Source organism: Algoriphagus halophilus, assembly GCF_900129785.1.
In the GTDB taxonomy this organism is placed as follows: domain Bacteria; phylum Bacteroidota; class Bacteroidia; order Cytophagales; family Cyclobacteriaceae; genus Algoriphagus; species Algoriphagus halophilus.
Genome location: NZ_FSRC01000001.1, coordinates 2,616,810 through 2,641,555, shown reverse-complemented (window position 1 = coordinate 2,641,555; position 24,746 = coordinate 2,616,810). Strand labels below are relative to the sequence as shown.

24 protein-coding genes are annotated in these 24,746 nt (G+C 40.3%); 16 read left to right on the top strand and 8 right to left on the bottom strand.

Going from position 1 to position 24,746, the window contains the following annotated elements:
* The first annotated feature begins 51 nt into the window (after nucleotides 1-51).
* From trxA to BUR11_RS10955, 13 genes are all read left to right on the top strand, one after another.
* On the top strand, nucleotides 52-372 hold the full coding sequence (gene trxA, locus BUR11_RS11015; protein ID WP_074225218.1) for a thioredoxin: 321 nt from the start codon (nucleotides 52-54) through the stop codon (nucleotides 370-372).
* Between the two features lie 83 nt (nucleotides 373-455).
* Nucleotides 456-1,877, top strand: a complete 1,422-nt coding sequence (locus BUR11_RS11010) for an MBL fold metallo-hydrolase (RefSeq protein WP_074224860.1) — start codon at nucleotides 456-458, stop codon at nucleotides 1,875-1,877.
* A gap of 97 nt (nucleotides 1,878-1,974) precedes the next feature.
* Nucleotides 1,975-3,381 carry a hypothetical protein gene (locus BUR11_RS11005; RefSeq protein WP_084560931.1) on the top strand — a complete coding sequence of 469 codons (1,407 nt, stop codon included), beginning with the start codon at nucleotides 1,975-1,977 and terminating at the stop codon, nucleotides 3,379-3,381.
* A 16-nt stretch (nucleotides 3,382-3,397) separates the two neighbouring features.
* Nucleotides 3,398-3,979: a YeeE/YedE family protein gene (locus tag BUR11_RS11000; RefSeq protein ID WP_074224859.1), complete on the top strand. Its 582-nt coding sequence runs from the start codon at nucleotides 3,398-3,400 to the stop codon at nucleotides 3,977-3,979.
* 12 nt (nucleotides 3,980-3,991) lie between these two features.
* Entirely contained in the window at nucleotides 3,992-4,480 is a 489-nt protein-coding gene (locus BUR11_RS10995) for a DUF6691 family protein (protein ID WP_074224858.1), read from the top strand.
* Between the two features lie 258 nt (nucleotides 4,481-4,738).
* A complete protein-coding gene (locus tag BUR11_RS10990; protein WP_074224857.1) occupies nucleotides 4,739-5,911 on the top strand; it encodes an MFS transporter in 1,173 nt (390 codons plus the stop codon).
* Nucleotides 5,908-6,624 (top strand): acyl-[acyl-carrier-protein] thioesterase, encoded by a 717-nt coding sequence (locus BUR11_RS10985; protein ID WP_074224856.1) that lies wholly within the window; start codon nucleotides 5,908-5,910, stop codon nucleotides 6,622-6,624. The genes BUR11_RS10990 and BUR11_RS10985 overlap by 4 nt, the downstream gene beginning before the upstream one ends.
* 84 nt (nucleotides 6,625-6,708) lie before the next feature.
* On the top strand, nucleotides 6,709-7,764 hold the full coding sequence (locus BUR11_RS10980) for a c-type cytochrome (RefSeq protein WP_074224855.1): 1,056 nt from the start codon (nucleotides 6,709-6,711) through the stop codon (nucleotides 7,762-7,764).
* A complete protein-coding gene (locus BUR11_RS10975) occupies nucleotides 7,761-9,110 on the top strand; it encodes a hypothetical protein (RefSeq protein ID WP_074224854.1) in 1,350 nt (449 codons plus the stop codon). Before BUR11_RS10980 ends, BUR11_RS10975 begins: the two co-directional genes overlap by 4 nt.
* Nucleotides 9,111-9,571: 461 nt before the next feature.
* Nucleotides 9,572-10,567: a fatty acid desaturase family protein gene (locus BUR11_RS10970; protein ID WP_074224853.1), complete on the top strand. Its 996-nt coding sequence runs from the start codon at nucleotides 9,572-9,574 to the stop codon at nucleotides 10,565-10,567.
* The gene (locus BUR11_RS10965) at nucleotides 10,567-11,760 is read left to right on the top strand and encodes a DEAD/DEAH box helicase (RefSeq protein ID WP_074224852.1); all 1,194 of its coding nucleotides are present in this window, start codon (nucleotides 10,567-10,569) and stop codon (nucleotides 11,758-11,760) included. The genes BUR11_RS10970 and BUR11_RS10965 overlap by 1 nt, the downstream gene beginning before the upstream one ends.
* Nucleotides 11,761-11,769: 9 nt before the next feature.
* Complete coding sequence (locus tag BUR11_RS10960; protein ID WP_074224851.1) at nucleotides 11,770-12,033, top strand: cold-shock protein; 264 nt, start codon at nucleotides 11,770-11,772, stop codon at nucleotides 12,031-12,033.
* Complete coding sequence (locus BUR11_RS10955) at nucleotides 12,026-12,220, top strand: cold-shock protein (protein WP_074224850.1); 195 nt, start codon at nucleotides 12,026-12,028, stop codon at nucleotides 12,218-12,220. Before BUR11_RS10960 ends, BUR11_RS10955 begins: the two co-directional genes overlap by 8 nt.
* Before the next feature lie 98 nt (nucleotides 12,221-12,318).
* Here BUR11_RS10955 and BUR11_RS10950 read toward each other — a convergent pair whose 3' ends face one another.
* Nucleotides 12,319-13,317 (bottom strand): 2-hydroxyacid dehydrogenase, encoded by a 999-nt coding sequence (locus BUR11_RS10950; RefSeq protein ID WP_074224849.1) that lies wholly within the window; start codon nucleotides 13,315-13,317, stop codon nucleotides 12,319-12,321.
* Between the two features lie 2 nt (nucleotides 13,318-13,319).
* Nucleotides 13,320-14,486, bottom strand: a complete 1,167-nt coding sequence (locus tag BUR11_RS10945) for a hypothetical protein (RefSeq protein ID WP_074224848.1) — start codon at nucleotides 14,484-14,486, stop codon at nucleotides 13,320-13,322.
* 166 nt (nucleotides 14,487-14,652) lie between these two features.
* Between BUR11_RS10945 and BUR11_RS10940 the strand changes: the two genes are divergently transcribed.
* Complete coding sequence (locus BUR11_RS10940) at nucleotides 14,653-15,087, top strand: Dabb family protein (protein WP_074224847.1); 435 nt, start codon at nucleotides 14,653-14,655, stop codon at nucleotides 15,085-15,087.
* Here BUR11_RS10940 and BUR11_RS10935 read toward each other — a convergent pair whose 3' ends face one another.
* The 3 genes from BUR11_RS10935 to msrA all read right to left on the bottom strand — a co-directional run bounded on the left by BUR11_RS10935 (nucleotide 15,088) and on the right by msrA (nucleotide 17,533).
* Nucleotides 15,088-15,495 (bottom strand): hypothetical protein, encoded by a 408-nt coding sequence (locus BUR11_RS10935; RefSeq protein WP_074224846.1) that lies wholly within the window; start codon nucleotides 15,493-15,495, stop codon nucleotides 15,088-15,090.
* A 182-nt stretch (nucleotides 15,496-15,677) separates the two neighbouring features.
* On the bottom strand, nucleotides 15,678-16,067 hold the full coding sequence (locus BUR11_RS10930) for a response regulator (protein WP_074224845.1): 390 nt from the start codon (nucleotides 16,065-16,067) through the stop codon (nucleotides 15,678-15,680).
* Between the two features lie 377 nt (nucleotides 16,068-16,444).
* Nucleotides 16,445-17,533 carry a peptide-methionine (S)-S-oxide reductase MsrA gene (gene msrA, locus BUR11_RS10925; RefSeq protein WP_234982146.1) on the bottom strand — a complete coding sequence of 363 codons (1,089 nt, stop codon included), beginning with the start codon at nucleotides 17,531-17,533 and terminating at the stop codon, nucleotides 16,445-16,447.
* 297 nt (nucleotides 17,534-17,830) lie between these two features.
* Here msrA and BUR11_RS10920 point away from each other — a divergent pair, with 297 nt between their 5' ends.
* On the top strand, nucleotides 17,831-20,482 hold the full coding sequence (locus BUR11_RS10920; protein ID WP_074224843.1) for a PQQ-dependent sugar dehydrogenase: 2,652 nt from the start codon (nucleotides 17,831-17,833) through the stop codon (nucleotides 20,480-20,482).
* 79 nt (nucleotides 20,483-20,561) lie between these two features.
* On the opposite strand, the gene BUR11_RS10915 is transcribed toward BUR11_RS10920, so the two are convergent.
* Nucleotides 20,562-21,083: a TerB family tellurite resistance protein gene (locus BUR11_RS10915; protein WP_074224842.1), complete on the bottom strand. Its 522-nt coding sequence runs from the start codon at nucleotides 21,081-21,083 to the stop codon at nucleotides 20,562-20,564.
* Between the two features lie 188 nt (nucleotides 21,084-21,271).
* On the opposite strand from BUR11_RS10915, the gene BUR11_RS10910 reads away from it, so the two are divergent.
* A complete protein-coding gene (locus BUR11_RS10910; protein ID WP_074224841.1) occupies nucleotides 21,272-21,814 on the top strand; it encodes a hypothetical protein in 543 nt (180 codons plus the stop codon).
* Here BUR11_RS10910 and BUR11_RS10905 read toward each other — a convergent pair whose 3' ends face one another.
* Complete coding sequence (locus BUR11_RS10905) at nucleotides 21,815-23,167, bottom strand: sensor histidine kinase (protein WP_074224840.1); 1,353 nt, start codon at nucleotides 23,165-23,167, stop codon at nucleotides 21,815-21,817. It abuts the gene before it with no gap.
* Nucleotides 23,157-24,545 carry a sigma-54-dependent transcriptional regulator gene (locus BUR11_RS10900; RefSeq protein WP_074224839.1) on the bottom strand — a complete coding sequence of 463 codons (1,389 nt, stop codon included), beginning with the start codon at nucleotides 24,543-24,545 and terminating at the stop codon, nucleotides 23,157-23,159. Before BUR11_RS10900 ends, BUR11_RS10905 begins: the two co-directional genes overlap by 11 nt.
* Nucleotides 24,546-24,746: the final 201 nt, after the last annotated feature.

Below are 24,746 nucleotides of genomic sequence, written 5' to 3'. Positions count from 1 at the left end.
AGAGAACCTATTGACTCTGTACTTTTGTTATGTTAAATAAATTAAATGACCATGAGCGCACAACCTAAAACCTTTCAGGAATTAATTGACGGAGACCAGCCAGTGTTGGTAGACTTTACTGCAACTTGGTGTGGCCCTTGTAAGATGATGCATCCTATTTTGGAAGATACTTCCAGACAAATGGGAGACAAGGTCAAAATATTGAAAGTTGATGTGGATAAAAACCCATTGGCAGCGAGCAAATTTCAAGTACGAGGTGTTCCTACGTTGATTTTGTTCCAAAAAGGGAAAATCCTTTGGAGACAATCCGGAGTGGTGCCAGCACATCAATTGATTCAAACTATTGAATCCAATATTTTAAAAGAAGCATAATAGTGTGACAAAAGTCATCTATACAGTTCTTTTGGACTGGTATATTTGAACATCCGAATAGAGAAAATATAAAAACACATCATATGAAAATCGAACAAATTTATACCGGCTGTTTAGCTCAAGGAGCTTACTACATTGAGTCAGATGGCGAAGCAGCGGTGATTGATCCGTTAAGAGAAGTTCAGCCTTATATTGAAAAAGCTGAAAGAAGAAATGCGAAGATCAAGTACGTGTTTGAAACACACTTTCATGCTGATTTCGTGTCTGGTCACCAAGATCTTTCTGCGAAGACTGGTGCGCCTATCGTGTATGGACCAACGACCATGAAAATGGGATTTGATGCAATCGTAGCTGAAGATGGTCAGGAATTTCAGATAGGTAAGGTGAAAGTGAAAGTGATTCACACTCCAGGACATACGATGGAGAGTTCTTGTTTCCTACTTTACAATGAGGAAGGAAAGCCAGAAGCCATCTTTACCGGAGATACCTTATTCATCGGTGATGTAGGTAGACCTGATTTAGCCCAAAAAGTAGTGAAGGATTTGACCCAAGAGAAATTGGCAGGTCATTTATATGATTCCCTTAGAAATAAAATCATGCCCCTTCCAGATGATTTGATTGTCTATCCGGCACACGGAGCAGGTTCAGCATGTGGAAAAAACATGAGCAAGGAGACTTCAGATACCCTTGGTAACCAAAAGAAGACCAATTATGCGCTTCAGGAAATGACCAAAGAGGAGTTTATCAAAGAAGTACTTACAGGTTTAACTCCTCCTCCAGCATATTTCCCTCAAAACGTGATGATGAATATCGAAGGATATGACAGCATTGATGAGGTATTGGAAAGAGGTGTGAAACCATTGACACCTGCGCAATTTGAAGCTGCTGCAAATGAAACAGGAGCGTTGATCTTGGATACAAGAGCCCCTCAGACTTTCGCCAAGGGATTTGTGCCTAACTCTGTGAATATCGGAATTGACGGAAGTTTTGCAGTATGGGTAGGAGCAATGATTCCCGACTTGAAACAAGAGATATTGGTGGTAGCGGATGAAGGTAGAGAAGAAGAAGTAATCACCAGGTTAGCAAGAGTAGGTTATGACTATGCTTTAGGCTATTTGGAAGGGGGAATTGAGTCCTGGAAAAAAGCTGGACATGAATTGGATTCAATAGAATCTATTTCTGCAGAAGAGCTTGCAAAAAGAAAAGAGAAAGATCCTGAATTGACTATTCTGGATGTTAGAAAGAACAGTGAATACTTATCAGAACATGTAGTAGATGCTGAAAACGCACCATTGGACTACATCAATGAGAGTATGTTGAAAGTAGACAAGGATAAAACTTACTACGTTCATTGTGCTGGCGGATATCGATCAATGGTGTTTAATTCCATTTTGAGAGCGAGAGGATATGATAATTTAATCGATGTGGATGGAGGATTTAAGGCCATCAAAGAATCCGAGAAGTTTCAGGTGACAGATTACGTTTGCCCGACTACACTTCTCTAAATGCTAGGAGAAAAGTTGCTTAATTCCCAAAATGGCGAGTCTTAGGACTTGCCATTTTTAGTATCAACTTATTCCATGTGATTAAAGTCACAACTATATGCAGAAAATGATCGCCAAATTTGCATTACTATTTCTTCTCATGGTGATGGCTGAATCAGTTTATTCCCAGCACTCGTATGAAGAGGTAGAAATGGAAGAAGAGCCAGACAAAAAGTTGTTTGGTAAACTATTGAAAACTGGATCGTTTGAGTTTCATCTCAGGTCATATATGATGGGAACTGTCAATCAGGGTGCTTTGACTAATTACAGTACTTGGGGTACAGGAGCTGGAGTCGGTTATTTCTCACCAAGATGGAAAGGACTAGGAGTGGGCTTTAGTGGTTTTTTTGTCTTCAGACATTTTGAAAACCATATCACCGAACTAGATCCTTTGACAGGAATGCCGAATAGATATGAACTGCCATTGTATGATGTTCATCATCCCGAAAATCACAAGGATATGGATCGATTGGAGGAGTTTTACATTTCCTATGAATCTTCTTCCATTTCAGCTTGGTTCGGAAGACATCATTTCGAAAGTCCTTTGCTTAATGCCTCTGATAATAGGATGCGTCCCAATTTGTTCAGCGGTCTATCCTTAGATTGGAATAAAAGTGATTTCACGGTGCAAGGGGCTTGGTTTACCCATGTGATTTCAAGAGGATCTCTAGAATGGTTGCCCATTGATGAATCTTTTGGATTTTATCCTACTGGAAGAAATCCAACGGGTGAGGAAGAAAGCTACCAACATCATATTCATACCAAAGGAATTGGTGTGTTAGGGCTTGGATGGGATAATGAACAGGTAACAGCAAAATCCTGGAGCTATCTTTCGGAGGGGGTGTTTGCCACTAATCTTTCCCAAGTAGAAGGCAGGAAGCCCATGGTGAAAGGACCTGATTTGGTTTGGGGGGTACAAACCATGTTCCAAGCTGCGATAGGAGATGGAGGAAATCCTGATCCTGCCAAGGCTTATATTCTGCCAGGGGAGAAATCCTCTGCATTTGGAATGAGAGCTGGATTGTCATGGCCCCATAGTAAATGGACGGTAAACTACCTTGGATTTTCAGACCGGGGAAGGTTTCTATTCCCAAGAGAATGGGGGAGGGAACAGTTCTTTGCGAGCCTTCCAAGGGAGCGGTTCGAAGGATTAGGTGCTACTCATGCCATCATGACCCAGTTTGAACAACAGCTGGCAGATGACAGAATGAAGGTGGTGTTGGGAGTCTCACATGTAAAAACTCCGGATATCCATCATGTAGAACTTAATAAATATGGAATCCCAAGCTATCTGCATTTCTCAGGATTGGCAGATTACAGATTTAAAGGGTTTTTCCATGGACTTGATTTACAGTTGTTGGTAGTAGCCAAAAAAGAACTATTTGAAAGGGAAATCCCTTTGGAATATGTGATAAACCGGGTTGAAATGATGAATTTCAATCTCATACTAGACTATAGATTTTAAATAAACGAGAATAAAAATGAATCAATTTATCGACTGGATTACCCAGCCTTGGCCTTGGTACGTAGCGGGCCCAATGATTGGCCTTACAGTGCCAACGTTGCTCTTAATTGGAAATAAGACCTTTGGGATTTCCTCTTCCTTGCGACATGTCTGCGCCATTTGCGTACCTGCAGGCATCCCTTTCTTTACCTATAACTGGAAAAAAGAAATGTGGAACATGTTGTTTGTGTTAGGGGTGTTAATTGGTGGTTTTATAGCGACTAATTACTTGGCAAACCCCAATGATTTTATCCTGGCAGATCAGACAAAAGCTGATTTAACAGCTTTGGGTATCACGGATTTCTCTGGCCTGATGCCATCTGACATCTTTGACTGGAGCGTTTTATTTACTGCGAAAGGCCTTTTGTTCTTCGTGATTGGAGGGTTCCTAGTGGGCTTTGGAACCCGATATGCAGGAGGATGTACTTCCGGGCATGCGATCATGGGAATTAGTTCACTTCAGTGGCCATCCTTGGTAGCTACCATTTTCTTTATGCTTGGCGGTTTTGTGATGACTCATTTGTTGTTGGGACCTTTGATGTCTTTGGTGGGATTTTAATTAGATGATAAAATGAAAGTAGCAGAAAAAAATATACAAGGGGCTGCAGTATGTGATGCTCCAAACTCTCAAGAGAATATTGAAAAAGGCCTAGCCTTAGTAAAATACATGATTGTCGGAATTTTGTTTGGAATCGTGTTTGTCAAAGCTGAAATCATTTCTTGGTTTAGAATTCAGGAAATGTTCCGTCTTCAGTCTTTCCATATGTATGGAGTCATTGGTTCCGCGATCATTACCGGGATCATTTCCATCCAGATCATCAAACGATTCAACATCAAGACGATCAAAGGAGAGACTGTCAATATTCCTAAAAAGGAATTTAGGAAAGGACAGATTATCGGAGGATTCATCTTTGGTTTAGGATGGGCGATTACCGGAGCTTGTCCAGGACCATTGTTTGCTCAAATAGGAAGTGGATTTACCATTGTATTTGTAACCTTGATTTCAGCTATAGCGGGAACCTGGGTATATGGAAAATTTGCGAAGAAGCTTCCAAATTAACTATTAGGTTTAGATGGAATAATTAAAGCCAGTTTCTGATAGGGAACTGGCTTTTTTAATCAAATACTTTTTTGATAATGAATCTGATGATCAAGATGGCTGTGGTGATAATTGCACCTACGATGATAAATTCCATGTGCTTAAATTTACCACAATAACACCCCTTTTCCCAAATAGTTTAAGCTTGAGGAGAGGTTATTTGCCGCTTATTGGAGTAATCTTTCTAAATTTCGGAGCCTATTAATCTATACCCAACCTATGATTTCTTATTCCAAACGCCGAGTAGCCCTCGGAGCATTTTTCTTTTTTGTGGGTTTATGTTTTGCCTCATGGGCTGCAAGGATACCTGATATTCAAGCCAGGTTTGATCTTTCAGAAGGTCAACTCGGGACTTTATTATTGTTCCTTCCGTTGGGTTCAGTGATAGGACTTCCAATTGCGGGTTGGGCAGTTCATCAATTTGGAAGCAGAAAAGTCATTATGATCGGCGCGGTTGCTTATGCACTCACCTTGCCTTTGATTGGATTGGCTCCTGCTATTTGGTTACTTGTTCCGGTTTTGATTCTGTATGGAATGTTAGGGAATACCATGAACATTTCATTGAATACTCAAGCATTAAACTTGGAAGACCAAATGGGGAAAAATATACTGGCTTCCTTTCATGGTCTATGGAGCATGGCGGGATTTACAGGAGCTGGAATCGGCGCATTAATGATCTACCTGGGGCTAAGTCCAGCCCAGCATTATGGGGTGGTCATGTTGATTTCTTTGACGATTATTCTAGTTGCTCAAAGATTCATCATTAAAGAAAAAGCTGCATCTGCAGATGGTGGGTTGGTGTTGAAAAAGCCGGATGCTTTGCTATTAAGAATTAGCTTGATTGCGTTTTTGGGCATGATGTGCGAAGGATGTATGTTTGATTGGAGTGGCGTGTATTTCAAAAAAGTGGTGAATGCTGACCCTTCACTAATTGCGTTAGGATATGTAGCCTTTATGGGAACCATGGCTACAGGAAGATTTATTACCGATAAAATTGCAGCGAGATTTACCAAAGTTGCCGTCATTCAAGTAAGTGGTGTTTTGATATTTGTAGGCTTAGCCTTAGCGGTGGTATTCCCCACAGTTACGGTGGCTACTGTAGGATTTTTATTGGTTGGATTAGGAGTGGCATCTATTATCCCTCTTTCCTATAGCATAGCTGGGAGATCTAAATTATACGCGCCAAGCGTGGCTTTGGCTTTGGTATCTACCATTTCATTTTTCGGGTTTTTGTTAGGACCTCCTTTGATTGGATTCATTGCTGATCTCTTTAATTTGAAAACCTCTTTCGCCATGGTAGCGGTAGCTGCCTTGGGGATCACCTTGCTTTCAAGTTTCCGTAAAGCTGTATTTCTTATTCCGCAAAAAGTTAAACCCTCTTCTGTTTCATGAGTCATGCTTCTACCTTTCAGTACGAAAAAGACTTTGAAATCGGCTCGTTTCAAGTTCATCCTTCGGGGAAAATCAGATTGAGTTGTGTGGCAGACTTATTCCAGGAAAGTTCTTGGGGGCATGCTGATTCTGCGGATTTTGGGAGGAATTTGATGGAAAATGGTCAAATGTGGGTATTGTCAAGAATGGATTTTCATTGTTTTAATTTGCCCTCTTGGGGCGATCATGTGAAAGTTTATACTGCCGGGAGAGGTGTAGAGAAATTGTTTGCTTTCAGGGAGTTTATGATGACTGATGAGGAAGATAATATCCTCGCACTTTGCATGACCTCTTATCTTTTGTTGAACATGGAGTCCAAAAGACCTATGAGACCTGAGCAGGTATTGCCATCCCAGCTATTTGATCCATTGGAGAAACCGGATTGGCAAGCAGCGAAGGTGAAAGTGGAAGGAGACTTGATTGCCAGTGAAAAGCTGATGGTAAGGTATTCGGATTTAGACTTAAACGATCATGTGAATAATACCAGCTACATTCTATGGGTAGAAAATATCCTGAAAGAAAGGAACATTGAGAAAGCTAAATTTTTAATCAATTTTCAGGCAGAATGCATGTTGGGAGAGGTGGTGGAAATTAATCTCTACCAAAAAGAAGATCGTTTTATTTTTCAAGGATTAGTGGGGGCTAAACTCGTATTTTTAGCAGAAGCCTATTAAATTACAATATGTCAAGCCAGATGTGATTCTTGTCACAGCATTATAGCCATTCTTTGAGCCATTTTTGTAGCTTGATATAGCACTATGAAAGAGATCGGAAAACCATTTCTGCAATTGATTACGCTGGTACTAAGTTTATTGGTATTGGCCAGTTTATTAGTAGGCGTAATCGGATTTGTAATTTATTTGTCCTACTCGGGGGTTAATCTACCGGCTTTTAAAGAGCAGCCTGTAGTAGCCCAAGTAGTGAATACACCTGTTTCTAAGGCATTGATGGATCCTTCGGGTATGTGGCAAGCGCCTGATTGGGCAAGTGTAGATACGGAACCCAATGCCGATGAAATCAAGTATGGTAGAGAATTGATTGCCAATACTTCTGAATATTTGGGGCCAAACGGAAAGGTCAAAAAGATATCCAATGGGTTGAATTGCCAGAATTGCCATCTTCAGGCAGGTACCGTTCCCTTGGGAAATAATTATTCAGCTGCTGCAAGTACTTATCCAAAAGTAAGAGGTCGATCTGGTACTTCTGAAGATATTGAGATGCGAATCAATGGCTGTTTCCAAAGAAGCTTGAATGGAGGTGTCTTGCCTAGGGACAGCAAAGAAATGAAAGCCATGGTTGCCTATATGAATTGGCTAGGTCAGGATGTTCCAAAAGGAGAAAAACCGGTAGGAGCAGGGATTTATGAGGTGCCACTGTTGGATAGAGCTGCCGATCCGGTAAAAGGAAAACTTGTGTATGATAGACAATGTGTTGCCTGTCATATGGCGGATGGACAAGGCTTGGCAAAAGCAGACGGGACCGGTTACACTTACCCTCCACTTTGGGGAGAGCATAGCTACAACCAGAAAGCCGGTCTATTTAGAATGTCAAGATTTGCCGGATATGTCAAAGCCAATATGCCTTTTGGGGCTACTTATGAAAATCCAATGCTATCTGACGAGGAAGCCTGGGATGTGGCAGCCTATGTAAACAGCCTTGATCGACCTACCAGAGATTTTCCTAATGATTGGCCAGATATCAGTAAAAAGCCAATGGATCATCCATTTGGTCCTTATGCAGATGAATTTTCAGAGGAGCAACATAAGTTTGGTCCTTTCAAACCTATCAAAGAAGCGATAGCAAAACTAAAATGAAAAAGATACTACTAGGATTATTCCTGGTGCTATCTTTTCAAGCTATTGCTCAACAATCAGAGCGTCAGCTAAAAGTAGTACCGGATGTCCATTTCCGAATGTTTTGGATGAGTACCAGCTATCCAAAAGACTTTAAAAATGACTTTGCCCTGGGTTCAAGCTTGAACCTAGGGGCGAATCTGGCTTTTGCAGATCATATAAACTTCCATGTGGGTTATCGGTTTTACGGAAATCTATGGAGTTCCGATCTCACGAGTCCGGATCCCCTTTCCGGGCTTGGGAATCGTTATGAAGTGGGATTATTTGATTTGCTCCACCCAGAAGATAAGTTTTTCGGAAAATTGGAGACTCTTTCTATATCCTACACCCAAGAAAAGTGGGGTGCAAAAGTGGGTAGAATGGGGATCAATACCGATTGGGTCAATGCCCAGGATGGAAGACTTGCTCCCACAGCCATAGAGGGACTCCATGCTTGGTATGCACCAAGTCCAAAATGGGAATTCGGTTTATGGGCAATCAGTAAAATGGGAGTGAGGGGAACTTCTGAATGGCTTGGGGTTGGGGAGTCTATTGGAGTATTTCCTGTTGGTAGAGCTATTAATGGAGAACCGTCTCAGTATGCAGGGAATACCAATAGTGATTGGATAGGGATCTTGGAGTTTTCCCATCAAACCGAAAAGTTTGGAAAAATAAGTGTTTCAGAAACGTTGGTGCAGAATATATCCAACACCCTTTGGGCATCATTGGAGAAAAATTGGCCGGAGCAACCTCATGGCAAGTGGTTTTCAGGAATTCAGTTTGGATTTCAAAATGGGATAGGGGATGGAGGTAATATCAATCCCATATTTCAATACAAAGACCCTGAAGATACCAATTGGGTAGTGTCGGCAAAGGCTGGTTATGCTGTAAAAAACTGGTCCATGAGTTTGAGTTATTCTCACTTGGATGGCAAAGGGAGATGGCTAAGCCCTAGAGAGTGGGGGAAAGATGCTTGGTATACCTTTATTCCTAGAGAGCGGAATGAAGGATTTGGAGGAATGGATGCCTTGGTAGCTTATGTGGATTATCAAATAGGGGATACAGGTCTTAAGCCATATTTGCATTTCGGACTTCATTGGTTGCCGGATTATACAGATCCTCAAGCCAACAAATACGGTTTTCCTTCCTACCGACAAGTAAATTTAGGTCTTAAATATGTGCCCCAATCCTATAAAGCCATTGATTTTCATTTGATCATCATGAATAAGGAAGCCATGGGGAATAGGGACCTTAGCCCGAAATTACGCTACAATAAAGTGGAAATGATCCATGTCAACGGCATGTTGAATTGGAGGCCTTTTAAGTGATTTGAATCATTTCCATGAGATACCGGTGGAGAGATAGGGGATTAAAATACCCCTATTTTGATACAAATTAGGAATTACCAAATAATAGATGGACCTTTGTCCCAGTCAGGAATTCACTTAACAACTATTATCCTGATCCTTGAAGTAAAGTTAGCGTTGATTATCAACCTGCTTAAGTAGCAAATTCAAGAGTTTTCCCTTACGATTACCTAGGTTTTAATTCTCTCCCTTTTCTACTTTTTTAATTCAACAATGGCCCAGCGTCATTTTTCGAATTAAAACCTGCAGTAAAAATCCTCCCCAACAGTATCAGAATTGCCTTTTAATTTAAACCAAAACAACACTCTATTAAAACTGTAAGATTCTCAGAATCAAATCTATCAGATTTCTCTGTCACCCTCAAGTCAAGGGTTTATGGACATTTCAAGTCCAATAACAAATCCAAGTATGCAAATAAGGAAATGGTCATCAAGACTGTTTTACTCGTTTCACTATTTTTAATCCCTCAAGCACTCATTATTTCAGGATGGGTTGCCGAAACATGGCAGCTATTTACCTGCTATTTATTATCAGCCTTCGGAATGGCCGGCATAGGCATGGGTGTCATGCATGATGCATGTCACGGTTCCTATTCAAAAAATCCTTTAGTCAATAAGTTCGTGAGCTACACCTTGAATATGGTGGGAGCAAGTTCAGAAGTATGGAGAATTCAACACAATGTGTTGCATCATAGCTATACGAATATCCATGAACATGATGATGATATCAATGCTCCATTCTTTTTGAGATTTTCTCCTGAAGCTGAGCAAAATAAACTTCATAGATTTCAACATCTCTATGCATGGTTCTTTTACTCCTTGTCTACACTTTCTTGGGTAACAGCCAAGGATTTCATTAGACTTAAAAGATACCATGACAAGGGATTGGTGAAAGGGAAAAATGGATATCAAAAAACCTTGTGGAAGATCATCGCTTGGAAGGCGGGATATTTTGCTGTGATCCTAGGATTGCCATTAATCTTCTCTCCCTTTCCTTTTTGGATGATATTGTTAGGTTATGTATCCATGCACTTTGTGACAGGGTTTGTAATAACCATGGTTTTCCAAATCGCTCATATTGTGGAAGATGTTAATTTTCCGGTAGTTGATGAGCATGGAAATGTGGAAGGTGAGCGAATGCTGCATCAGTTGGCAACTACCTGTAACTTCTCACCGAATTCACGCATCATCACCTGGTTTGCCGGGGGGTTGAATTACCAAGTGGAACATCACCTATTTCCGGATATTTGTCATGTACACTATAAAAAAATCGCACCTATTGTAAAAGCTACAGCAGCGGAGTTTAATGTGCCTTATTACTCCAAGCCGAACTTTTTGATGGCTGTTTTAGACCATTTTAAAATGCTTTATATCCTCGGAAACACTCCGAAGTTGGAGCCTCAAAAAGTTTTCAAATAATGAATAGCACCACAAATAGAAATACGAAGCCTACTTCTTCTAGTAGACCTAATCGCGGGCCGAGACAGGTTCAGAAGAAAAAGGTTTCTACGCTTGATCCAAATTTATTGATCAAGAAAGCCAAGCCAACTGGGCAAAAGGGTTTTCAATCGAAGACTTCTTTCACCAGCCTATCGCTTTCAAAAGGATTGATGAATAACCTGGCAACAAAAGGCTATGTGAATATGACCAATATTCAAGAGCAATCAGTAGCCCCTTTGTTGGAAGGAAGAGATATGCTAGGGATTTCCAATACAGGTTCTGGAAAAACAGGAGCGTTTTTGATTCCTATTATCGAACATGCATTACAGGACAAAAACCAGTTTACAGCATTGATTGTAACTCCTACCCGGGAGCTGGCCCTTCAAATTGAAGAGGAATTTAAAAGCTTGAGCAAAGGGATGAACCTTTACTCTGCGACCTTTATTGGAGGGACCAATATCAACACGGACATGAAGGTGCTTTCGAGAAAACTTCATGTAATCGTTGGTACCCCAGGTAGGTTGTTGGATTTGGCCAGCAGAAGACTTCTAAAGCTAAACCAAGTGAAAACCTTGGTATTGGACGAATTTGACAGAATGCTCGATATGGGTTTTGTCAATGATGTCAAGAAGCTTGTTGGGGCAATGACCCAAAGAAGACAGACCATGTTGTTTTCTGCCACCTTGGAGGCCAGTCAGAAAGCACTGATCAATAGCTTATTGAATAATCCTGTGGAGGTGAAAATCAATTCAGGGGTTACCACAAACGAAAACATTGAACAAGGAATCATCCGGGTACCAGAAGGCAAGGATAAGTTTGTATTGCTTGCAGACCTTTTTCAGGATCGAGGCATGGATAAGGTGATCATCTTTACAGAAACAAAACGCTTAGCAGATAAGCTAAGTAAAAAATTGAACCAATCTGGGATTAAATCAGGATTGATCCATGGAAATAAGTCTCAGAATTTTAGAAATAAAACGATAGAGCAATTCAAATCTGGCGAAACCAGAGTGTTGGTAGCGACAGATGTAGCTGCCAGAGGTATAGACGTGGCTGATGTTTCCCATGTGATAAACTATCAGCTGCCCATGACAATGGATAGCTATATACACAGAATCGGAAGAACAGGTAGGGCTGGTAAGACTGGTCATGCCCTCACATTTGTCAACTAAAATAACTGTATGTCAAAAAATCAAAATAGCTTCATTAAGAAGCAAAAAGCTGAATTAAAGAGAAGAAAACAGAAAGAAAAATTTGAGAAAAAGTTAGAAAGAAAAGCACAGCCCAAAAGCGGCGACTTGGATGACATGATTGTCTACGTTGATCGCTTCGGTAATTTCACCGATACTCCTCCTGAAGAGGAGCCAGTAAAGAATACAAAAAATCAAAATCAAAGTAATAAAAACACAAGAACACCAAATTTTAAATCAAGAAATCATGAATGAAGGAACAGTAAAATTCTTTAACACTACAAAAGGCTTTGGATTCATCACACCATCTGACTCTGACGAGGACGTTTTCGTACACCAGTCTGGTTTGGTTCACGATATCCGTGAAAACGACAAAGTATCCTATGAACTAGTTCAAGGTAAAAAAGGCGTTAACGCTGTAAATGTTAAAGTGATCAAATAAGGAAAAATAGAATGGGGCAACCCGATCTATTTACTTTTTGATACAAAAACACCTGGCTTCTCTTGAGGTCAGGTGTTTTCTTTTTAGCGATAGCCAACTTATTCGGAGTAGGTGACCTCATTAGACAGCTCACTGCCCTGTTCCAACTCGTCTAGGTTGAGCAAGGTGGTTTTTGCAATCTGGGACAATGCCTCTTGGGTTAAAAATGCCTGGTGACCTGTAATCAACACATTAGGGAAGGTCATTAATCGCGCAATTTGTTCGTCCATCAATATCTCTTCGGATAAATTCCTAAAAAATAAGTCCTCTTCCTGTTCGTAAACATCAATTCCTAAATATCCTATCTTTTTGGATTTCAGGGCTCTAATGACAGATTTGGTCTCGATCAAAGCCCCACGACTGGTATTAATGATCATCACGCCATTTGGCATTTGGTCTATGGTCTTTTTATTGATCAGATGCTTGGTTCCTGGAGTCAAAGGACAATGGAGAGATATGATCTGGCTTTGCGATAATAGCTCATCCAAGTTCAGGTATTTTACTCCTATCGCTTTCAACTCTTTGTTCTCGATCAGGTCATACGCCAAAACCTCACAGCCGAAGCCTAGAGCTATTTTACAGAAAGCGGTGCCGATAGCACCGGTTCCAATGACGCTGACCACTTTCCCGTTTAAATTAAACCCCACAAGACCTTCCAAGGAATAGTTGTTTTCCCTGATCCTATTGTAAGCTTTATGGGTTTTTCTGCTTAAAGTCAAAATCATGGCAAATGCATGTTCGGCCACTGCCTCTGGACTATACGCAGGAACACGACAAATCTTTAAGTTTAGCTCCTTGGCAGTTTTCAGGTCTACTTGGTTGTATCCGGCACAGCGAAGTACAACCGCCTGGATTCCGAACTCATGGAGTATTTTTAAAACCGGAGCATCGAGATGATCATTGACAAATGCACAAACCGCATCGTACCCCTTTGCTAAATTTACCGTGTGCTTATCCAGTTTTGCCTCAAAATAGGTGAAATGATGTCCATGTTTTGTCAATCTTAAATCGAAACTCTTTTGATCATAAGATTTGGTACTAAAACATGCGACTTTCATAGCTAATTGGTTTGTAATTGGTAGATGGTGAATTTAGTAAACTCTTCTTCTATTTCCGTATTTGCAGGTTCTTGGACTAACAGTTTATTCTCCTTGAGAGCAGTGACCAACACCCCCTCAATTCCCGGTAATTCTACTGGCAATTGTTTTCCGTCTTTAAAAATAAGAATTCTTTGCTCAGATGCATCTTGTACCGCAGAATAAGGGTTTTCTTCTGAATTCCGGTTTTCGAATTCAGATTCAGTAATCCCGGTGAAATACTGGAGCAGCACAAAGCCGTTCCCCAGGTTAATCAGTTTTCTGTTTCTCCCTGAAAGTCTTGCAAGGTTAATTGCCTGTGGATCGTCAAAAGGCGCTCCTATGGGTACAGGATTATAAGTCAAAAATTCAGAATAGTTGATAGGAATGGAGTTTTTCAACGTGAATTCTGGTAATTGATACACTAGGATTTCCGGATCCAGTTCTTGTGCTACTACCAATTCATTGGCGTCATGGTCAATGAAAAAAGTCTTCCCCATGACCCCGTTATAAACATTTTCTGTCTGCTCATAAACCGAGGTTGGTTCGTAAGGGACTACCATTTTCGTCTCACCGGTAAATAAGTTTAATTGATAAAAGTTTTTGAGTGTGTCTTTTCCTTCTTGATTTCGAATCAAATGAGAGGCAGTCAGGTAATTGCTTGGGCCGACCAACAAATGAGTGGTGTCATTAGAAACAAAATAAGGAGTTTTTCCCAAAGGAGTATTCGTTCTAATCGGTAACGGAGATAACACACGGTGGGAATGGGTAATCTCATAATTGGGGTCGTAAGAAATTACTTGAAAGGGAAGCTCCACAATTCGTTCTTGATTGGGGCCAAAGGCTAAGCCAACTGGATTCCAATTCCCATATTTTCCCGGTCCATCTCCTTTTTTATTGACTCTTTTGATAATTTCTCCGTTTTCTGAAATTTCAAGTAGATCGTCTTCAACTTCAGAGTAGCCTAAATAGATGTTTTCTTCATGGCTATAATCCCGGATGCTCACTCTGGTAAAGTTATTTACCTGGAAAGAATCCACTTTCACTAAAGAGTAATTCAGATCAACTGTAGATTCGGTCTTTGAAGTACAGCTGAAGAGTGAAAACCCGAATAAAAGACAAAATAGAAGTGGGTGAGTAGAATTGTTCATGTTTAAATATTTAATTTTCGTAAGTCTACGAAATTTTCGTTTAATTTAAAATCTTTTCGTCAAATAGCTTATTTCCTTCAATTAACATGATTTTGTCTTTCTGATTTGACAAAGAGTTGGAGAAATTTATAGTTTCTGCCTAGATTGGGTCAAAAACCATCAGATTATGAAAAAACTATATCAAAGTGTCCTTTTAGTTGTTGCAATGGCCTTGGTAGGGGCTTGTTCGCAGGAAACAGAAGAGAAAAAAATTGTTGAAGAAATGAAAGAAATAGAAATGGAAAGTACTGCTCCGGATTCAGTATTAAGGCATGTAGTGATGTTTGGTTTTAAGGAAGAAACGAGTCCTGAAAAAATTCAAGAGGTAATTGATGCATTTGCTGCATTGCCAAGTAAAATCGAACAAATAAAAGGATTTGAATGGGGGATTAACAACAGCCCTGAAGGATTAAATGATGGGTTGACCCATGCATTTACGCTGACTTTTCACTCGGAAGAAGATCGTGCTATTTATTTACCTCATCCAGATCATAAAGCATTTGGAGAAGTGTTAGGCAATAGCCTATCCAAAGTGGTAGTAGTCGACTATTGGACCCATTAATTATTGATCAAATGGCAAAGCGGATCCGTCCGTTTTGCCTGCTTCTTTTACCGTCAAAACTTCCGTTACCACAAAATTACTAGTGCCTCTCCAGGGAAGCATTCCATTATATTCTTTGTATCGGAGTTCCACAAATTTTCCCGAAGCCCTTTCCAATTCGCTGGCAACCTCATCACTTACCACGCTGAATCTAAATTCGTTACTTTGCAATCCTCCAGCGGTGGGACTTTGAAATCCCTCTTGAACGACTCTGCCTTCAAAGGTTTTAAAGATGACCCCTTTTTTCACGAAGTAATTTAAACTTCCGGCTTTGACTCCTTCACCGAAAACAAAATAGAATTTCCACCAAAAAAAGAGTAAGAAAATAAGCAATGCACTGATACCGGCAATCCAAGCGAACTTCTTCATAATGAAATTTTAAAAGTTTTATTAAATATAGAAAGTGGAATAGAATAATTGATTCAAAAATCAAATATTTGATCTTTCACGCCTCCAACTTTTTCCTAGAGTTCGATTGATTAACACATTTTACCTGAAAAGGGAAAAATAGTTTTCTCATAAGGAATTGCCCTTTCTGCCCTAAAATCCATCTAGAACAAATAGCAGTCTTTCAGCATGGTTAAATAATCGGTTGCCAGGGGTTTTTCTATGTACTCGATCACGGAGTGATATTTAATGGCTTTTTTCTTATCCTCACTATTGACTGAAGAAGAGATCAGAATCACCTTGAATCTTTTGGGGAGGTTCAAGGATTCCAAATAGTCCAATACCCCCCATCCATCAATTCCTTCCATGTAGATATCCAAAAAGATCAACAGGTTCTTTTTGGGTTCTGCGCTTTTCAACTTTATATATTCAATTGCATCCAATCCGTTTGAAACACAATGGGGATGGAGATGAAATTCAGTTATTTCAGCTAATTTTCTATGTAATAATTGAAATTGGGGATCGTCATCAACGATTAATAGGTCAAAATTCATTAGGCCGGTTATCTTGTTTTAATAAAGTTTCCACGTTTTTGCTGAAATAGAAACAACTATATGAAGGATGAAGGAGTAATATTTTAAAATTGTTTGAAACTTCCTCGTCAAATCCTTCAAATTCTCTTAAAATATTTATAATTCCCCTGATTCTTGCTTTGAATTCTTTTCAATACCTCAAAATCAATATCAAAAAATTATTCAATAATAGGTTTGGTAATAGATAGACGCTTCATTTGTAGCATTTGAAAAAATACTACCCTCAATTTTGAACTAAAATTAGCAGAAATAAAATTGATCCTACTAAAAAATTAAAAGCCCAGATTAATCTGGGCTTTATCTCTCAAAAGAGGTAGTTTTTTAATCTACTAACCATTTCAATCTACTAACCATAAGTAATCTCCATATCCGGCAGCTTCCATCTCGCTTTTTGGGATAAATTTCATCGCTGCTGAATTCATACAATAACGTAGGTTGGTAGGGTTTGGTCCATCGTAGAACACGTGGCCTATGTGGCTGTCACCTAATTTGCTTCGGACTTCCACTCTGGTCATCCCGGCAGATCTGTCTACAGGTTTATCAATGATTCTTGCATCAATAGGCTTCGTGAAGCTTGGCCATCCGGAGCCAGATTCGTATTTGTCCTTCGAACTGAATAGGGGAGCTCCAGTTACAATATCCACATAGATACCAGGTTCTTTATTGCCGTTGTACTCATTCTGGAAGGCGTATTCAGTGGCATCCTCCATGGTGACTTCGTACTGCAAGTCCGTCAGTTTGGCTTTTAATTCAGATTTGGAAGGAGCTGGATATTTTTTTTCTGACAATTCTGGCCAGTGAGCCTTGATGAATGCATCTCTTCCGCTTCCGCTTCTATAAGCATAATATTCTTTAGGATTCTTTTTATAATAATCCTGATGGTATTCCTCAGCTGGGTAGAAATTCGTGTATTTGATAATAGGAGTGGCAATAGGCTTGTCAAATTTTCCTGATGCATCCAACAGCTTTTTGGATTCTTCAGCCACTTTCTTTTGTTCGGCATCATGGTAGAAAATTGCCGATTCGTACTGTGAACCTCGATCGTAAAAGGATCCTCCAACATCAGTAGGATCAAATGTTTGCCAAAATATATCCACCAGTTCGGAGTAACTGATGACTTCTGGGTCAAAGGTGATTTGTACAGATTCTCGATGTGAAGTAGCTCCGCTACTTACTTCTCCGTAGGTGGGATTCTTTTCCTTACCACCGGAATATCCAGAGGTCACTGCTATGACCCCATCTAACCCCTCAAAGGGTGCTTCCACACACCAAAAACAGCCTCCAGCGAAAGTCGCCAATTCGGTATCCCCTTTATAAGCTGCTACTTTTTCCATGTCAGCACTACCATTTTCATTCTTTTCAGCTGGAGAATTTCCGCAGGCTGCCACCATGAGCGCAAATCCTGCAATCAATAGTTTTGAAGACATATTTTTAAAATAATTCATGGGTTGTTGTATAGTTTAACGAGTGGCGAATGAATCAGCCAATAAAAGATAAAACCTTCAATCCACTCTTAGTGTTTTGGTTAAAGATAAAGTTTTTTATGGCTAGCTTAAAATACGGATAAATAGGGGGTGTGGATGTGTCTTCTATATGACAAATTGAGTAGATATTGGACTTTTTTTAGGAGTCCAATGAATAATGTCTTGAAATCCACCATCGGTAATTTCATAGAAAACTAAAATTTATATCTTGGGCACTGCCAAAAATTAAGGATAGAATTTATGAAGAAATGGTTGTTGGCCATGGCTGTTTTAGGTGTTTGCCTGAGCAGTTGCACCGAACAAGATTCAGACCCATTTGCTACTGTCAAACCTGACGAAAGTAGATTTACAAAAATCACCCTGGTTGAGAAATTGAATGAACCTATGGAAATTGAGGTTCTCGACAATCTAGATGTTTTGATTATAGAACGGGCTGGGAAAATCAGGCTTTATCAACATGAGACCGGAGAATTAGTGGAGGCTGGGTTTTTACCTGTTTATCCCGAGCGAGAAGACGGGCTGATGGGTTTGGCCAAAGATCCTGATTTTGAAAATAACCATTGGATTTACCTATACTATGCTCCGCCAAATACCTCAATCAATCGACTTTCCAGATTTGATTTTAAAGATAATCTGGTAGATCTGGCTTCCGAAAAGGTATTGTTGGATATCCCGATTTACAGAGATTGTTGCCATTCTGGTGGTTCCCTGGAGTTTGATCGACATGGTAATTTGTTTTTATCCCTAGGGGATGATTCCACACCATTTGAGTCCAGTAACTATAATCCGATTGATGAGCGTGAGTTTAGAGATGAAAATGTGGACGCGCAAAGATCCTCGGGCAATGCCAATGATTTGCGTGGTGCTATTTTGAGAATTCATCCAGAACCCGATGGTACTTATTCCATTCCTGAGGGAAATTTATTCCCGGTAGGTACGGAAGGGACTCGGCCGGAAATTTATGTGATGGGAAACCGGAACCCTTTTCGAATTGCCATCGATCCGCATAATGACAATCTCTTTTGGGGAGAAGTGGGGCCAGATGCTGCGGTAAGTGATTCTCTCCGAGGTCCCAAAGGACACGATGAATATAACTTGGCAACTAAACCAGGGTTTTATGGTTGGCCGTATTTTGTGGGGGACAATAAAGCCTATTGGAAATTTGATTTCGCCACAGGTGAATCCTTATTCCAATTTGATCCCAATGCCCCAATCAATACTTCTCCAAGAAATACTGGAATTCAACAGTTGCCACCGGCACAAAAACCTTTGATCTGGTATCCATATGATGAGTCGGAGGAATTCCCGATGCTAGGGACAGGAGGGAGGAATGCCATGGCTGGACCGGTTTATTACCGAGAGGATTACCGGGATTCCGAAGTGCGGTTTCCAGGTTATTTCAATGGAAAGTCCATTTTCTATGATTGGATGAGAAATTGGATTTTCATGGTCAGTCTTACCGAAGATAATGAATTGGATACCTTAGAACAGTTCATGCCATCTACCAATTTTGACAAGCCCATGGACATGCAATATGGCCCAGATGGAGCACTGTATATTTTAGAATATGGAACCTTCTGGCGTTCCCAAAATGATAATTCCGGATTGTATCGAATTGAATTTTCTGCAGGGAACCGGAAGCCTTCGGTTCAGTTGAGTTCGGATCAAAGAATTGGAGCGGCCCCTTTGCGGGTTCAGTTTTCTTCGGAAGGGACGCAGGATTTTGATGAGGGTGATGAGCTTAGCTATCGATGGGAGTTTGGAGATGCTGGAAGTTCGAAAGAGAGAAACCCAAGTTTCACCTTTGAAAAGCCAGGAGTGTACCCAGTGACCTTGACCGTAACCGATGACTCAGGAGCCACAGCTGAAAAATCCATGGAGATCCTAGCTGGGAATGAAGCACCAGTGGTGGATATCCAATGGAATGGGAACCAAAGCTTTTATTTTCCAGGTGATCAAGTCTCCTATGAGGTATTGGTTTCAGACCGAGAAGATGCAGAAATCAACGAATCTAAAATTGAATTCAGCATTGATTTTATGGAAGGAGGCTACGACCTCATTCAAACAGGTCACCAAGAAGAAGTGCTTAGTTTAGGGGAGACATTGATCAATCAATCTGGCTGTAAAGGCTGTCATGGCATTGCCGATAAGTCGGTTGGTCCGAGTTACACCGAAGTGTCCCAGAAGTACCTAAAGGATCCAGAAGCAAAAGCCTATTTGGTGGAGAAAGTAACCAAGGGCGGTGCAGGAGTTTGGGGAGATACCGAAATGCCTGGTCACGTCCACCTGGATAAAGGTGAGATTGAGGAGATGGTGGATTTTATATTGGCCATCGCTGACCCATCCCTCAAAGAAAGAACACTTCCTTTGGCAGGAGATTATCAGCTGGATCAGTCCAGCTCAGGTGAATCTTATTATTTAATTCAGGCATCCTATGAAGACCAAGGAGCCCATGGTATTCAACCTTTAAAGGTTACCAAACAGCTGGTATTAAGAAGCCCAAGCCTATCACCTACCCGTGCGGATGAATTCGTACATGTTGCCAAATCCAATGAAAATAACTCTCATTTTGTAAAGTTCACCGAAAAAGGAGCTTACATTAAATTTGATCAATTGGATCTGAGTGGTATTTCCTCCTTGGAAATGGAGGTAGAGCCAGGAAGTATATCAGGTAAGTTGGAAGTACGAGCAGGAAGTGTAGACGGAGAGCTTATCGGGGAGTCCAGGTTGCTGGACAATTCTCAAAAACCAAAAGACAAGCAGTTCTTAACGGTAGAAATTCCAATTTCAAAAATGAAGGCTCCGACCCCTATTTACCTGATTTTACGTACTGAATCTGGAATATCGATTTGGTCCACCTTTAATATGCATTCCATTCAATTCAAAAGATAACAAATGATTGTCCCATTGAAGACCATTTCCTAACAGGCTTTCAATGGGACAACTCAATGATTTCAGAAATAGATGATAACTAGTCAATCTTCAGGAACTCCAAGAAATACTTGCTGAGGTACTTGTATTCCTCCTGTTCTATTTTACCGGCATCGATGCCTTTTTTCACCACAGCAGTAATTTCATTAAACGGGTAGGTGTCTTTCAAGTGATCGTGGTCAGTTAACCATTTTTGGAGCAGGCTTAACTCATATTTGTTAATGTCTCCATCTGCCATGATTCCATAACAAACCCCTTGTAAGAAATGTAGATCCGCTTTGATTTGATCCTTTTCTTCAAACAAGGGAGAATATTTCGCAATAATTTGTTGCAGTTCTATTATTTCTTCTGAGCCCAGGACACCACTTTTGATTGTTTCTTTTACCTCTTCATGAAAATCCTTGAAAGGATCTATAGAGCATAAACCATCGTGAGTTTGACACCAGGATTTGAGTGCGTCGAATTCGCTTTTTGAAATATGTCCATCCATGGCAATACCATTGATGAGTCCATTCAAATTGTGAAAAGCTATTTGGGTTTGGGTGATGATATTTTCTTCCATATCCTCTTTTTTGTATATAAGTTACAAATACTTGAACTACAATAAAATACCCAGTACTGGGTAATTTTCGGAAAGTTAGTGGCCACTTAAGTCAGTTTCAAAAATAAATGATGGCAGACTCCTGTTTAATAAGAACTTAGGAGGAATGAAAAGCGTATCAATTACTTGTTCACCATAAACTCCTTCTGATGAAAACGTCATTCTTACTAATTGCCCTTTTGATAGGTAGTGTTATTTCAACCAATGCCCAAGAATCCAGTTGGGAACTACCAAAAATCAATATTCCTTTGGTCTCAGAGGGCGAAGAAATAGCAAATCTAGGAGTTGAAAAAAGTCTGGAATATGCAGATCTAAAAGTAGGGTCTAGATCTTACCGGATATTGCTGAACAATAGCAGTAAAAAATGTAAAATCATCGATTTGGAGTCCGATAAAGTGTTGGCAGAAGGCAAAAGTTTGAATAGTTACCAGTTGGCAAACTTGACTTTTACAGATGGGGAGGTTTTAAATTTTGAAAAGAAGAAGAAAAAGGAAGGATATGATATCATCGGTCCTTCCGGACTTTTGTTCAGTGTAGAAAATAGGGGGGTAGCTTCCGTTGAGGTGACTAATGAAAAAGAATTGATCGCTCAATCTATTTTTGTTTTCAAAAGATTGAGGGATCTGTACCGACAGACCCCTGATGTATATAACTACTATACCGATTATTATTCCTCCTTATATAACCGATAGTTATCTGAAATTTAAGGTGAAGACCGTCTTTTCATTGGGGATGGAAGTCACTTGTAAACTTCCTCTATGAAGGTTCATGATTTGCCTTGAAATTGCCAAACCGATCCCTGATCCCGTTTTTTTAGTGGTATAGAAAGGAACAAATATTCGTTCGAGGGCCTCCGGTATGATTCCTGGGCCATGATCTTCCACGCGGATCAGAATTCCCAAATCCCCTTGGGATAAGGCAGACAGCCAAATGGTTCGTTCTTCTTGATTTTGTAAAGACTCATTGGCATTTTTTACGAGGTTAATCAAAATCATCGCAATTAGATCTGGATCACAATTGATTTCAAGATCCTCCGGCATGATGTCTGTCACAATTTTAACATCCGATACTTTCAGGTCCTCCTTCATTAAAATCAGGACATTTTCGAACAATGATTTAACAGAAATCAGCTCCTTTTTAGGAGTAGGGATGTTGGTGTAATCCCGATAGGCATTGACAAAAGCTACCAGGCCCTTGCTTCGGTTGGCGATGGTTTCCAATCCTTCCTGTATGTCTTGATAGCCGTCTTTCTTGATCAAGAACCCTTCTTTTTGTACGTAGGAGTCTTCTTCTAAAATGGTACTCAACGAATCTACCAAACTGGAAATAGGGGTGATGGAATTCATGATTTCATGTCTCAGCACTTTGGTAAGGTTTTGCCAAGCTTCCAATTCATTGGATTGAAGTTCCGCATTGATGTTTTGTAGAGAGAGCAACGTCCAGCTTTGACCTCCCATTTTCAAAGAGGTGGACTGAATGATCAAGTGCAGGTTTGGATTGACCCGATACGAGATTCGCTGACCAGGTTTCATTTCCATGACCTGTTCCAATAAAGAAGTAGAGAGCTTTCCTAAATCAGAAATATCTCGAAACTGAGGGATTTGTAATAAGTGCTTGGCGGCATTATTGATCACCCCGATTTTTCCTTCAGAATTGAAAGAGATGATCCCTGAGTTGATATGCTGGATAATCACTTGGAGAAACAGCATTTGTTCCTCCTTTTCAGCCCTGGTTTGTTTGAAGACGTTCATGACTTCATTGAATGCCATGTTCACTTCTCTAAAGGAACCTCCCATTTGGCTATCAGAGGTAAAGGAGCTGGAGAAATCAGTAAAACGAATGGAGTCTAGAAATCGGGCAAGCTTATGATTGACCGAGTTGACATAGTAAATCAATTCGCCTATTTGGATCAAAGCAATCAGCCCTAGAATACCCGGCGCTAGCCATAACTCTTGCCTATAATAAAGCCATAAACCTAGGTATAGGCATAAAATAATCAGGAAAATCCTAAACCCAACACCTATCGAAAACCGCTTATAAACCATATTTTTCCAGTCTGCGATAAAGTGAGGAGCGGGTCAATCCTAATTCCTCAGCGGCCCTAGTGATATGTCCGTTATGTTTCTGAAGGGCTTTACGAATCAAAATCCGTTCTACGTCTTCAATATTTAAGTGCTCTAAACTCACCGATTCATCCTTGCTTTCCGGTTGCTGCATTTTTTGAAGGAAGAGATCTTCTGGCTGAAGCACATTATGATTACTCATAATTACTGCCCTTTCAATACTATGTTGCAGTTCCCGGATGTTTCCAGGCCAATGGTACTTCATCATTCGTTTGATCAAAGGTTCTGAAGCTTTTCTGACATCCTTATTGTATTTCTTGGCATAGAAAGCGATAAAGTGATTGGCCAGCAACATGATATCGTCATCTCGTTCCCGTAACGGAGGAAGCTGGATTTCAATCGTATTGATCCGGTATAATAAATCTTGTCGGAAACTATTATCATATACCATGTTGTGGATCGGCATATTGGTCGCTGAAATCAACCGGATGTTGACATCAATGGCACGGTTTGCTCCCACACGGGTAACCTGCCGATTTTGTAATGCTGCTAATAATTTAGCTTGAAGTGGAAGAGGTAAGTTTCCGATTTCATCCAAAAAGAGGGTGCCTTTATGTGCTTGTTCAAACCTTCCAGCCCTATCTTCTTTGGCATCCGTAAAGGACCCTTTTTTATGACCGAACAATTCGGATTCAAATAGTGATTGAGTGATGGATCCAAGATCCACTCCTACAAAAGCCTCTTTATTTCTTCTACTATGTCTATGGATCGCTCTGGCGATCAATTCTTTTCCTGTCCCGTTTTCGCCTAAGATCAAAACATTGGCATCGGTTGAAGCTACCCTCTCTATGGTTTCATAGACTTTTTGCATGACCGCACTTTGACCGATGATTTCGCTGAACTTGCGGTCCATGTCCGCCTGAAGTGTTTGCTTCTGGTCTTTCAGTAAATCTACCTCCAGTTTTTTCTGCCTTAGTTTCAGGGCAGAGTTCAACGTGGCCAATAAGCGTTCATTTTCCCATGGCTTCAAGACAAAATCAGTAGCACCCTCCTTGATAGCTCTTACAGCAAGGTTGACATCTCCATAAGCAGTAATCAAGACCACCACAGCGGAAGGATCTAGCTCCAGGATCCGGTCAAGCCAATAAAAACCTTCCTGTCCTGAACTCACATCTTTAGTAAAGTTCATGTCCAGCATGATCACATCATATTGCTCGTTGTGAGTCAAAATAGGAAGTAGGTCAGGGTTGGTTTCAGTATCTACTTGCGCAAAATGTCTTTTTAGAAAAATCTTGGCAGCTTTTAGTAGGTCTTCATTGTCATCAATAATGAGAATTTTACCAATTTTTTGCTCACTCATCTATCTGTTGGGTTTTAAAGAATAAGATCTAGGCTTTCGCCATATTCAAATAATTGCACTGTAGTGTTCCAAAAGCATACCGAATTCTACATTTCAAATAATTTAAAATCAAATCCAGCCCTATGACGGAAATTAGGCCATTTTAATTCTTTTTGGGCCAGTGATCTGCTTTTGATAAAAATAAGAAAGTTGAATGAGTTT

Coding starts and splice junctions, on each gene's coding strand:
- trxA (WP_074225218.1), top strand. CDS start 52: ATGAGCGCACAACCTAAAACCTTTCAGGAATTAATTGACGGAGACCAG.
- BUR11_RS11010 (WP_074224860.1), top strand. CDS start 456: ATGAAAATCGAACAAATTTATACCGGCTGTTTAGCTCAAGGAGCTTAC.
- BUR11_RS11005 (WP_084560931.1), top strand. CDS start 1,975: ATGCAGAAAATGATCGCCAAATTTGCATTACTATTTCTTCTCATGGTG.
- BUR11_RS11000 (WP_074224859.1), top strand. CDS start 3,398: ATGAATCAATTTATCGACTGGATTACCCAGCCTTGGCCTTGGTACGTA.
- BUR11_RS10995 (WP_074224858.1), top strand. CDS start 3,992: ATGAAAGTAGCAGAAAAAAATATACAAGGGGCTGCAGTATGTGATGCT.
- BUR11_RS10990 (WP_074224857.1), top strand. CDS start 4,739: ATGATTTCTTATTCCAAACGCCGAGTAGCCCTCGGAGCATTTTTCTTT.
- BUR11_RS10985 (WP_074224856.1), top strand. CDS start 5,908: ATGAGTCATGCTTCTACCTTTCAGTACGAAAAAGACTTTGAAATCGGC.
- BUR11_RS10980 (WP_074224855.1), top strand. CDS start 6,709: ATGAAAGAGATCGGAAAACCATTTCTGCAATTGATTACGCTGGTACTA.
- BUR11_RS10975 (WP_074224854.1), top strand. CDS start 7,761: ATGAAAAAGATACTACTAGGATTATTCCTGGTGCTATCTTTTCAAGCT.
- BUR11_RS10970 (WP_074224853.1), top strand. CDS start 9,572: ATGGTCATCAAGACTGTTTTACTCGTTTCACTATTTTTAATCCCTCAA.
- BUR11_RS10965 (WP_074224852.1), top strand. CDS start 10,567: ATGAATAGCACCACAAATAGAAATACGAAGCCTACTTCTTCTAGTAGA.
- BUR11_RS10960 (WP_074224851.1), top strand. CDS start 11,770: ATGTCAAAAAATCAAAATAGCTTCATTAAGAAGCAAAAAGCTGAATTA.
- BUR11_RS10955 (WP_074224850.1), top strand. CDS start 12,026: ATGAATGAAGGAACAGTAAAATTCTTTAACACTACAAAAGGCTTTGGA.
- BUR11_RS10950 (WP_074224849.1), bottom strand. CDS start 13,317: ATGAAAGTCGCATGTTTTAGTACCAAATCTTATGATCAAAAGAGTTTC.
- BUR11_RS10945 (WP_074224848.1), bottom strand. CDS start 14,486: ATGAACAATTCTACTCACCCACTTCTATTTTGTCTTTTATTCGGGTTT.
- BUR11_RS10940 (WP_074224847.1), top strand. CDS start 14,653: ATGAAAAAACTATATCAAAGTGTCCTTTTAGTTGTTGCAATGGCCTTG.
- BUR11_RS10935 (WP_074224846.1), bottom strand. CDS start 15,495: ATGAAGAAGTTCGCTTGGATTGCCGGTATCAGTGCATTGCTTATTTTC.
- BUR11_RS10930 (WP_074224845.1), bottom strand. CDS start 16,067: ATGAATTTTGACCTATTAATCGTTGATGACGATCCCCAATTTCAATTA.
- msrA (WP_234982146.1), bottom strand. CDS start 17,533: ATGTCTTCAAAACTATTGATTGCAGGATTTGCGCTCATGGTGGCAGCC.
- BUR11_RS10920 (WP_074224843.1), top strand. CDS start 17,831: ATGAAGAAATGGTTGTTGGCCATGGCTGTTTTAGGTGTTTGCCTGAGC.
- BUR11_RS10915 (WP_074224842.1), bottom strand. CDS start 21,083: ATGGAAGAAAATATCATCACCCAAACCCAAATAGCTTTTCACAATTTG.
- BUR11_RS10910 (WP_074224841.1), top strand. CDS start 21,272: ATGAAAACGTCATTCTTACTAATTGCCCTTTTGATAGGTAGTGTTATT.
- BUR11_RS10905 (WP_074224840.1), bottom strand. CDS start 23,167: ATGGTTTATAAGCGGTTTTCGATAGGTGTTGGGTTTAGGATTTTCCTG.
- BUR11_RS10900 (WP_074224839.1), bottom strand. CDS start 24,545: ATGAGTGAGCAAAAAATTGGTAAAATTCTCATTATTGATGACAATGAA.